The sequence below is a fragment of the Methanorbis furvi genome, from assembly GCF_032714615.1.
Lineage (GTDB): Archaea > Halobacteriota > Methanomicrobia > Methanomicrobiales > Methanocorpusculaceae > Methanocorpusculum > Methanocorpusculum furvi.
In genome coordinates this window covers 1-9,754 of record NZ_JAWDKA010000014.1, presented here as the reverse complement: position 1 = coordinate 9,754, position 9,754 = coordinate 1, and the positions used below count along the sequence as shown (strand labels likewise).

At 50.2% G+C, this 9,754-nt stretch carries 9 protein-coding genes; 8 read left to right on the top strand and 1 reads right to left on the bottom strand.

Annotated features, from left to right (window positions below; genetic code table 11):
- A partial coding sequence (locus tag McpAg1_RS09330) for a PKD domain-containing protein (RefSeq protein ID WP_338095041.1) occupies positions 1–1,573 on the bottom strand: 1,573 nt, incomplete at its 3' end.
- A 353-nt stretch (positions 1,574–1,926) separates the two neighbouring features.
- Here McpAg1_RS09330 and McpAg1_RS09325 point away from each other — a divergent pair.
- From McpAg1_RS09325 to McpAg1_RS09290, 8 genes are all read left to right on the top strand, one after another.
- The gene (locus McpAg1_RS09325; RefSeq protein WP_338095040.1) at positions 1,927–2,931 is read left to right on the top strand and encodes an ADP-ribosylglycohydrolase family protein; all 1,005 of its coding nucleotides are present in this window, start codon (positions 1,927–1,929) and stop codon (positions 2,929–2,931) included.
- A 61-nt stretch (positions 2,932–2,992) separates the two neighbouring features.
- Positions 2,993–3,985 carry an N-acetyl-gamma-glutamyl-phosphate reductase gene (argC, locus tag McpAg1_RS09320; RefSeq protein ID WP_338095039.1) on the top strand — a complete coding sequence of 331 codons (993 nt, stop codon included), beginning with the start codon at positions 2,993–2,995 and terminating at the stop codon, positions 3,983–3,985.
- Between the two features lie 45 nt (positions 3,986–4,030).
- A complete protein-coding gene (argJ, locus tag McpAg1_RS09315) occupies positions 4,031–5,182 on the top strand; it encodes a bifunctional ornithine acetyltransferase/N-acetylglutamate synthase (protein WP_338095038.1) in 1,152 nt (383 codons plus the stop codon).
- Positions 5,179–6,063 (top strand): acetylglutamate kinase, encoded by an 885-nt coding sequence (gene argB, locus McpAg1_RS09310; protein WP_338095037.1) that lies wholly within the window; start codon positions 5,179–5,181, stop codon positions 6,061–6,063. Before argJ ends, argB begins: the two co-directional genes overlap by 4 nt.
- A 126-nt stretch (positions 6,064–6,189) precedes the next feature.
- Positions 6,190–6,351 (top strand): hypothetical protein, encoded by a 162-nt coding sequence (locus tag McpAg1_RS09305; RefSeq protein ID WP_338095036.1) that lies wholly within the window; start codon positions 6,190–6,192, stop codon positions 6,349–6,351.
- 96 nt (positions 6,352–6,447) lie between these two features.
- Positions 6,448–6,933: a helix-turn-helix domain-containing protein gene (locus McpAg1_RS09300; RefSeq protein WP_338095035.1), complete on the top strand. Its 486-nt coding sequence runs from the start codon at positions 6,448–6,450 to the stop codon at positions 6,931–6,933.
- Positions 6,934–6,998: 65 nt separating this feature from the next.
- Positions 6,999–8,168 (top strand): COG1361 family protein, encoded by a 1,170-nt coding sequence (locus McpAg1_RS09295; protein ID WP_338095034.1) that lies wholly within the window; start codon positions 6,999–7,001, stop codon positions 8,166–8,168.
- A gap of 9 nt (positions 8,169–8,177) precedes the next feature.
- The gene (locus tag McpAg1_RS09290) at positions 8,178–9,596 is read left to right on the top strand and encodes an ABC transporter permease (protein WP_338095033.1); all 1,419 of its coding nucleotides are present in this window, start codon (positions 8,178–8,180) and stop codon (positions 9,594–9,596) included.
- Positions 9,597–9,754 lie beyond the last annotated feature (158 nt).

Below are 9,754 nucleotides of genomic sequence, written 5' to 3'. Positions count from 1 at the left end.
TACCTGCTGCCGGAGTGGTGAAGACGATCTTCACATCTGCAATGTCTGCCGGACCAACGTTCGGTGCTTCGATAAGGAAGGACACTTCGGTGTTCTTGTTGAAGGTCTTGCCGTCAACAGAGTCGCCAGAGGTAGTACCGCCGTTACCGGTGGTCAGCTCTGCTTTCAGAGAGATTTCCGGATACCAGATGGTGATGTAGCTTGAGGTGACATCTGCGTCGGTGTACCATGCACCATAGTGGCCATTGACGGATGCATCGAGAAGGTTGTAGGTCCCAATGTCGTCACTGGCGGTCATGGTTGCGATCAGGGTAGGAGTGGCGTCTGAAGAGAAGAAGTACAGTTTCGGAACTGCAGTTCCATCATTCTCAACTCTGACAGTCTCATACACGAATGCTGAGCCATGGGTCGCGGCATCGACGATTCTGCCGCCGTCAGCTACGGAAACATCCTTATATTTGGACTCGTCGCCCACAGTAACGTTGATGGTGTAGATACCTTCTGCCGTGTATGTGTGGGTCACGTCCTGAGTTGTATCAAGCGAGTCAATGGTGACCTCCGGGGTGTCGTCGCCGAAGTAGATAGTTGCAGTCTCACCAATGTAGGCATCGCCGGATGCAGTGATGGTAAGGGTATACTCATCGCCCGCAATTACGCTGTCATCACCGGAAAGGAAAAATCCTGATGGGGTACCTGTCTTTACCGTGAAATTGTACCCTTTGGAAAGGTTCTGGTACAGACCAGAGGCTACCGCATCATCGATTGTAATCTGACCTCCCACTTCAGTGGTTATTACGTCCCCTGCCGAAGTGGTGAAGATAACACCCGCAGGTAATCGGGCTTTACCAGCGCTCTCATCGATCAGAATAAAGGTACCTGAAAGAAGTTCTGCACCTGGTGCAGATACATTAACGTTGATTTCTGAACCTTCAGCTGCAGTTACTGTGATCTCGAAGTCTTCGATCTCAGTCGAATCATCTGAGGTTGCTGAAATGGTTTGTTCGTTCAGAACTGCGGTAAATTCGATACTGCCTATGTGATCATTAGTCTGATTTAATTCAACGTTACCAGACTGTGCTCCTTCATAGGATACAGTTACAGTTACTGTCTCATCAACATAATTCTCACCAGTAACAGTGACGGTAAAGGTCTGACCCTCGACGACTGTTTCCGGATCTGCTGCGAGTGTGATAACCGGTGCATCGGGATCAATTACAGTAACCTCTTTGGGTGTTGATGCTACTACCTCTGTATCACTATTCATGAGCTTAGCAGTGATATCATAAGTTCCATCCTTGGCGAATGTTGTTTCGACATTAAAGGAATTATCCTCTATTGTGGACAGTGAATATGTACCAATCTGCTGATTGCCATCATCATAGATATTCAGAGCGGTGATAGTCTCTTCCGCGCTTTCTGAAATTGTTACAGAGATATCTACTGGGTCTCCCACTGTATATGGCCCTGTAACATCGCCAATCTCGAGCACTGGTGTCGCAGATGCTGCTCCTACAAAGAGCGCTGCTGCAAGCAGAACGGCGAGAACGGCCATCATTTTCATGTTTTTGTTCAAATTTAATTCCTCCTAAGTGAGGATGTAACCGCCCTTCCAAAAATTGCCGCACATTCATCAAATACACTAAAATCACCACACAAAATCACTAAAAGCCGCAAAACATATCGTCGCAAAGTTGAAAATCCTACCAAAAACACCCACAAAATGCAACCCTTACAGGCTTCATCAATCAACGAACCCACCCCACATCAATAGCAAAACTCCGCACAAAAAAACACCCAAAGTACAACAACCCGCAAACCACCAAAATTGAATCCTACCACAACCACACATTGTATCCTACCAATCGAAAAACCATCAAAAAACCCACACCATAACCATTAATCCCCTTCCCTCCAATAGAATAATACATGCTGAACAAATACAAGGGATGCCTCCTCGGTGCCGTACTCGGCGACGCCCTTGGAATGCCCGGCGAAACCACTGTGAGCCGGTTCATCGGAGTCACCCTCGGATTCAAACGTGCATACAAAGGCCACCCAAACCATGACCTCCTTCCAGGCCAGTACACCGACGACTCACAAATAATGCTCGCAGCAGCCCGTCTTCTCGCTGACGCATCATGGGATCCGGAAACATACGCCAAAGACCTTCTCCGGACCCACAACCTCAACAAATTCCGCTACCCTGACGGAACCATCTATGCCGCATGCAAACGCATGCAGACCACCAACGATTTTATCGGCTCAGGTGTCTACTCAGACAGCGCCGGTTGCATCTCTCTTGCCGTACCTTTTGCCCTCGCCTACAAAGACCGCAAAGAAATGGCGCCGAAACTTCTTGAAGCATGTAGCATCACCCACACCCACCCGGGAGCACACGCCGCAACAATCGGCCTTGCCCTCATGCTCAACACCCTCATTGAAACCGGCAGCCCGGACGACGCATATCAGGCGCTCATCACCGCCGCACAAAACATGAACCCTGACCTCGCCGCAAGAATCAGCAACGCAGTACGCATCGAAAAAACCGGCATGCAGATCACCGAATCTCTCGCAGCAATTGGTAACTCCTCCTCAGTCTATCACACCCTGCCGCTCGCAATATTCCTCTGCAACCGCTTCAAAGACCCCGAAGAACTCCTCGCCTGCGCCTCCTCATGCGGCGGCAACGCAGACACCATCACCCTCATCTGCGGCGCATACCTTGGCGCCCATCGCGGCATCGAAGCACTCCCCCAGGACCTCATCGCAGGTCTTGAACGAAGAGGAGAGTTTGAAACCCTCGCAGAAAAACTGCAGAACCCCAAAAAACCTGAACCGAAAAAATCTGAGGAGAAATCCGAGAAAAAATCTGAGAAAAAACCAGCACAAGAGCCGGAAAGCATCTACGACTCAGGCTGGGAACCAGAATAACATCCTCTTTTTTCCAACAATACAACAGAATTTAATCTCTCCCGCGTCCCATACAGTACCCATGGATATTGCGATTGTCGGCGCATCCGGATACGCAGGAGGAGACCTCATCAGACTCCTCCTGACACACTCACAGGCAAACCTCGTCTGTGCCACCTCCCGCAAACTCGCGGGAACCCCCGTAACCAAAGACCACATACACCTGAAAAATCTCATCGACCTCGACTATACCAACCCATCCGTCGACAAAATCGACGCGGACTTCGCATTTCTCGCAGTCCCCCATACAGCCGCAATGCAGTATGCCCTGCGCCTCAAAGAGCGCGGCATCAAAACCGTTGATCTCAGCGCCGACTACCGGCTCCCGCAGACCATCTACGAAAAAACCTACGGTGTCAAACACACTGCATACTTCAAAGCCCCGTACGGCATCCCCGAACTCCACCGAAAAGATATCCGCGGCGCAGACTTCGTCGCAAACCCTGGCTGTTTCCCAACAGGCGCAACCCTTGCCGCAGCACCGGTCGCTGACCTTGCTGCGCAAATAATTTACGACTCAAAGAGCGGCGTGTCCGGAGCAGGCGACTCAGTCTCCGAGACCACCCACTATCCAAACGTCGATGAAAACATCGCGCCTTACAAAATAACAGCCCACCGCCACCTGCCGGAGATGAAACAGGAAGCAGAGTTCTTAGGCTCAACCGCAAAAATCTACTTCACCCCTCACCTGCTTCCCGCAATCCGCGGCATCATCACAACCGCTCACATCCTCTTCAAAAAACCGGTCACCCTCGAAGAGGTGCAGAAACGCTACGAATCATTCTACAAAAACGAACCGTTCGTCAGATTGCAAACCGCAAAACTTGGCGGCGTCCGCGGCTCAAACTTCTGCGACATCAACTTCGAACTCGAAGCTGACGGAACACGGTTGGTCGCAGTCTCTGCAATCGACAACCTCGTCAAAGGAGCATCCGGCCAGGCAGTTCAGAACATGAACATCATGTGCGGATTTGCCGAAACCGACGGACTTCGGATGCCCGGAATGTTTCCTTAACAAGGTTCAAGATAGCTCGAACAAATATAATACACAGGAATCTCTATGCAAAGTATCTGTGCTGTTGAAGGCGTCAGCGCCTGGGGCATAAAAGAAGGAAAATTCGGCCTTGCGCTTATCAAAGCATCCGGAACCGGAGCCGCAGTCTTTACCACCAACAAAGTCCGTGCACCGGTCGTCAACCTCATGGCTGAACGTACCAGACGCGGGAAACTTGCAGGCGTCATCGTAAACAGCGGATGCGCCAATGCCTACACAGGCAAACGCGGATACGAGGATGCAAAGACCATGGCAGCGATAGGTGCCGAAGCCCTCGGCATCTCTGAAAAAGAAACAGGCGTTGCAAGTACCGGAGTTATCGGCAGATATCTCGACCTTGATCTCATCCGCAGGCAGAGCACTGATGTTGCCGGAAAACTTGCCCACTCCGCAGAGGCGGAGATTGCCGCCGCAAAAGCGATCATGACCACTGACCTTGTGCAGAAGCATGCCCTCGTCCAGCGCGAAGGGTTTACCATCGCAGGTATCTGCAAAGGCTCGGGAATGATCGCGCCCAACATGGGAACCATGCTCTCCTTCGTCTACACCGACGCGGAGGTCCCCTCCGAGCGACTTCACGAAACTCTGAAGACCGCAGTCCAGCGGAGTCTGAACCGCGTCGTTGTTGACGGCGACGAGAGTACCAACGACTCTCTCTTCTGTACGGCAACCGGTGAAGCAGGTCGTGTGCCAAAAAAAGAGTTTGCCGCAGCTCTTGAAGAGTGCTGCATCTCTCTTGCAAAACAGATTGCAGCCGACGGCGAAGGAGCGACAAAACTGATCGAGGTCCGCGTCACCGGAGCTGCCCGTGAAAAGGATGCAGAAAAGATTGCCAAAGCTGTCATCACTTCACCGCTGGTGAAGAGTGCGGTCTACGGCGAGGACCCGAACTGGGGTCGGGTCGTTTGCGCCGCAGGATACTCAGGCGTTGAGTTTGCCATTGACGAGCTGTCTCTTTCGATTGGTGAAGGAGAAGGCGAGACCGAGCTCGTGCACAAGGGAGAGATCACCGCAGACCTTGTGAAAGCAAAGGCTGCGATGGCAGGAAAACGTGTGGTGTTCACGATCACCCTTGAGTCAGGCAAGAAAGAGGCTGTTGCCTGGGGCTGCGACCTGACGGAAAAATATGTGGAGATTAACGGGAAGTATACAACATGAACCGGCAGAGTGTGTTAATGGAGGCGCTTCCGTACATTCGGAAGTTTCACGGAAAAACAATTGTGATTAAGCTTGGCGGCCACGCGATGGTTGATCCAAAGATCATGAACACGGTGATTGAGGATGCAGTGCTTCTTCACTATGTCGGCATGCGGGTTGTGCTCGTGCACGGCGGAGGCCCGGAGATTACGCAGAAAATGCAGGCTCTTGGCAAAGAGCCGAAGTTCATCGGCGGTCTGCGGGTGACGGATGCAGAGACGCTTGAGATCGCCCAGATGGTTTTGGCCGGAAAGATCAGCAGCGCAATTGTGAGCCTGATTGCAAAGAACGGTGCCCGAGGGGTCGGAGTATCCGGCAACGACGGCGGACTGGTGATTGCAGAGAAGATGCCCTTGAAGAAGATCAAGGTCGGTGATCATGAGGAGGAGGTTGACCTCGGGTTTGTCGGCGAGATTCGCGAGATCAACTCAAAACTTCTTGAAACACTGCTTGACGCAGGATACATTCCAGTGGTTTCACCGCTCGCAATCGACCGGAAAGGAAATGATCTGAACATCAACGCGGACACGATGGCTGGCGAGATTGCCGTTGCCCTCAAGGCGTTCAAGCTGATCTCGCTGACCGATGTGGACGGCGTGATGGATAAGGACCGGACAAAGGTGTTCCACCGCCTGACTCTGAAAAATGTTGATGCCCTGATGGCTGACGGCACGATCTCCGGCGGGATGATCCCCAAGCTTGAGGCAAGTATGACTGCGGTCCGTCACGGCGTTGAGGGAGCACACATTGTAAACGGTAATGCAGAGCACAATCTGCTTCTGGAACTGTTCACCGATGACGGTGTCGGGACGATGATCACAGCTTCGATGATCTCTCTCTGATTTTTTTCATTTATTTTTTTTATTTTTTTGAGATGGACCGGCACGTTCTGGTGCCCACCGAGATAATAGATAAAATCCGATGAATCGAAAGTGATTTATTACTTCGGTTCAATACTTTCAGAAAAGATGGGTATTATTTGTCCGCTGACACAGGAACGCTGCATGGGGAAGGACTGCAAGTTCTGGAGAGCTGATGCAAAGATCGACAAGAAGGCAGATACATTTTATGAGCTGGATACCGGCGAGTGCCTGTTCATCAAAGTGGCAAATCATCTGCTCACAAAATAGATTCTTTTTTTATTTTTCGTTAGACACCAAACAAAAACCGCATCAAACCAACTCGGCGTAGAGTATTTATCATAAACCTCATACAATAATATCAACATGTTTGAACAACGAATATTTGAAACTGATTTCAAAACCGCACTCTCCGAGGAGCTTGACCGAAGAGGAATGACAGTGCGTCAACTCGCCGAAGCCACAGGAATCCCTCCGGTCACCCTCTATAAAATATCCTCCGGAGAACGGGACCCAAGACTCTCCACAGTTCGAAAAATCGTCGGAGTATTTTCGCCGCATCATGGAAAATTCATCGCACTCATTGCAGCAAAGTTCCTTCTTGACGAGATCGAAGGAACAAAAGTTGACATCGGAGGAGTCGAGTACCGCATCAAAGGCTACACCGCAAACTCACTCGACGACTGCATCCTCGCCGCAGTCCGAGCACGATATGACGGAGCAGCAGCAATCATCTGTGCCCCGATTCTCGCCTCGCTCATCGAACGAATCGTAGACGTACCTGTCGCAATCATGAAGCCGGAGATGGACGCAGTCTTCGTCGCGGTCGACTCCATCGCAAAAAGATTGTAGCCATACAATTACATAATGTAAATTATTGATTACATTCATATAGATAGAGAACCAACGGTTTCGGTATGAGAGTGACAAACCGCACAGCGATCATCGGATCATTATTGTGCGTATTACTAATCTGTTCCCTGACCGGAACAGCCGCAGCAGCAGAAACCACAACAACCGGTCAGGTAATTGTAACCGGATATGATCTGGATCCCAAAGTCTTCTACCCAGGAGATGAAGGAGTTCTCACCGTCAAACTCAAAAATGTCGGAACCACACCGGTAAACGTCGGCATGCCCACACTGCTCGGCGGCCAGTTCCAGTACCTTAACAGCAAACAGATGGTACCGGTCGGACTTCTCGGAGCAGGAGGCGAGACCTCGGTCAGCCTTCAGATCAAACCAACAGGATCCACCACTGCAGGAATGGCATACCCGTACTTCTCGGTTGACTACACCGTGACCGGAGGAGAAAGTGTTGCTAACCCTGTCAGAGTACAGGTTCCAATTGAGATCGACAACTCTGACTTAAGCATCCAGATAATCGAAAAGCCCAACATGATCTCCAAAGGAAGCATGGGCAAATACAAACTCAGAATCGGAAACCCGCGTGCATACCAGATCACCGGCCTTACCGTATCAATAGGCGGAGACGGCATCACCAGCCGGCAGGACGGTTACTTCATCGGAACGGTCACCGCAAACAACTACACAGATATTGAGATCGACATCTCTACATCAGGAGATACCAAACTTATCGTCACCGCCGAGTACCGCAACGGAAAAAATATTCATTCAAGCACTGTTGAGATTCCGGTCTACGTCACCGGCAGCAGCAGTGTCGTCATCTCTGATCTGGTTGCAACAAAATACAATAACAAGTACACAGTTACCGGTTCAGTCTACAACCCAGGTCTTCGTGACATCTCCTCAGTCGTTGTTGTTGCAGGACCCCCGGCAGTTCCGGAAGGCTCCTATCAGGCAGCACTTGGTGTTATTGAAGGAAACGACAACGGAGAGTTTGAGATCACCTTCTCGGTAAAGGGAGAGGCAACAACAGTTCCCATCATTGTCACCTATCAGGATGAGCTGAACATGTATCATCAGGAACAAAATGTTGTCAGCATCATCGATTATGATCTGACGCCAACAGAGGACGTTGCCCCGCAGTCCACACCTGTACTGATTCCAGCCTTTGCAGTTGTCGGCCTCGTTGCTCTTGGTGTTGTCTTACGAACCAGAAAATAATCATCACGCATGAATCCACTCATATTTTTTCAGCTGGCACTTCGCAACCTCAGGCTGAATAAATTTAGATCAATTTTGGCGATTCTTGGAATTACCATTGGTATCGTAGCTATTGCGACGACGGGAATGTCAGGGGCAATTCTGGAGAACTCACAGTTTCAGTCGATGAACGAGATTGGTGAGTCGATTTATCTTCAGGTCAACTATACGTATCTGTGGCAGCAGCAGGAGCAGACGAACAATTTCTATGGCGTGAAGTCCGGAGGAGCTGTGGCGGTGAGTTCGGTGTCCACGAGCAGAGAATATGTCCAGCCTGAGATGGAGGGGATTACTGATAAACAGATCCGGGAACTTTCAAAGATTACGGCTCCGTATCCGGTGATTCCTTACAAGCAGACGATGTCTACCTTTGAGATTGTGGAGGATGAGTACTCGGATAAGAAACGGCAGGAAAAAGATCCGAATGATTTCTGGAGCAGGTATGTTACGATCTATGGAATTGAGAACGAGTATCTGCCGTCGATGTTTGTCCTTGAGTCAGGAAAGTTTCCAAAGGTGAAGAGTGAGGTGCTGGTGGGGTCGAAGTTTGCAAAGAAGAATGAGGTGACTGTTGGTGATGAGCTGATCTTTACGGTGTATAAGAGCGGCCAGCAGAAGAATGTGAAGGTGAAGATCAGCGGGATTATGAAGAATACGGGAGAGGGTCTGATGATCTCATCCGACAACAGTATTGTTGGCAGTAACAGCTGGTTTAACACGAACTTCAATACGTACTCGATGATTACGAAAGGGTATGAGTCGGCGGTGGTTGTGGTGAAGGATGTGAATAAGGCTCCCGAGATGCAGGATCAGATTAATGCGTATCTGAACAAGAAGGGGAACCGTGTGGATATTACGAACTCGAGTGCGGCGACGCAGCCGGTGAAGGATATTATTGCGTCGTCGTCAAAGGAGATGATGTCTATGGGGGCGATTGCGCTGCTTGTTGCGGCGGTTGGCATTTTTAATGTGATGCTGATGTCGGTGACGCAGAGGACGCATGAGATTGGTATTCTCCGGAGTATTGGTACGAAGAAGCGCCAGATTCTGACGATGTTTCTCTGTGAGGCAGGTATGATGTCGGTGCTTGGTTCGATTATCGGCGGACTTTTGAGTCTGGTGTTTGCTTTGTTCAAGGCACGGGATATGATTGCGCAGAGTGCGGCGACGCTGAATCCAAATGCTGCGCTGATGCAGATGATGGGGATTCCAGTTGACGAAGTCCAGGTGAGTCTTGCAGATGTGCTGAATTATACGTTTTCGGCAAATGTGCTGATGTATATTCCTCTGGGTATTTTGATCGGGGTGACCGTTGGTCTGTTATCTGCTCTGTATCCGGCATGGCGTGCGGCGAATATGGATCCGATCGATGCGCTGAACGAGCAGTAATTTTTTTTCTTTTTTTGGGCGCAGGAATTTATTGTCCTTTGTCCTTTGTCCCCCACAAAAAAATGAGATGAGCCGCAGGCATCATCGGTGATCACAGATGATTCAACTGCTCCCGCTGTCATGTTGTTTATGTATGTAACTTATCAGATAAATACTAC

Excerpts from the sequence above, each read along its gene's own strand:
- McpAg1_RS09325 (WP_338095040.1), top strand. The coding sequence starts at position 1,927 with ATGCTGAACAAATACAAGGGATGCCTCCTCGGTGCCGTACTCGGCGAC.
- argC (WP_338095039.1), top strand. The coding sequence starts at position 2,993 with ATGGATATTGCGATTGTCGGCGCATCCGGATACGCAGGAGGAGACCTC.
- argJ (WP_338095038.1), top strand. The coding sequence starts at position 4,031 with ATGCAAAGTATCTGTGCTGTTGAAGGCGTCAGCGCCTGGGGCATAAAA.
- argB (WP_338095037.1), top strand. The coding sequence starts at position 5,179 with ATGAACCGGCAGAGTGTGTTAATGGAGGCGCTTCCGTACATTCGGAAG.
- McpAg1_RS09305 (WP_338095036.1), top strand. The coding sequence starts at position 6,190 with ATGGGTATTATTTGTCCGCTGACACAGGAACGCTGCATGGGGAAGGAC.
- McpAg1_RS09300 (WP_338095035.1), top strand. The coding sequence starts at position 6,448 with ATGTTTGAACAACGAATATTTGAAACTGATTTCAAAACCGCACTCTCC.
- McpAg1_RS09295 (WP_338095034.1), top strand. The coding sequence starts at position 6,999 with ATGAGAGTGACAAACCGCACAGCGATCATCGGATCATTATTGTGCGTA.
- McpAg1_RS09290 (WP_338095033.1), top strand. The coding sequence starts at position 8,178 with ATGAATCCACTCATATTTTTTCAGCTGGCACTTCGCAACCTCAGGCTG.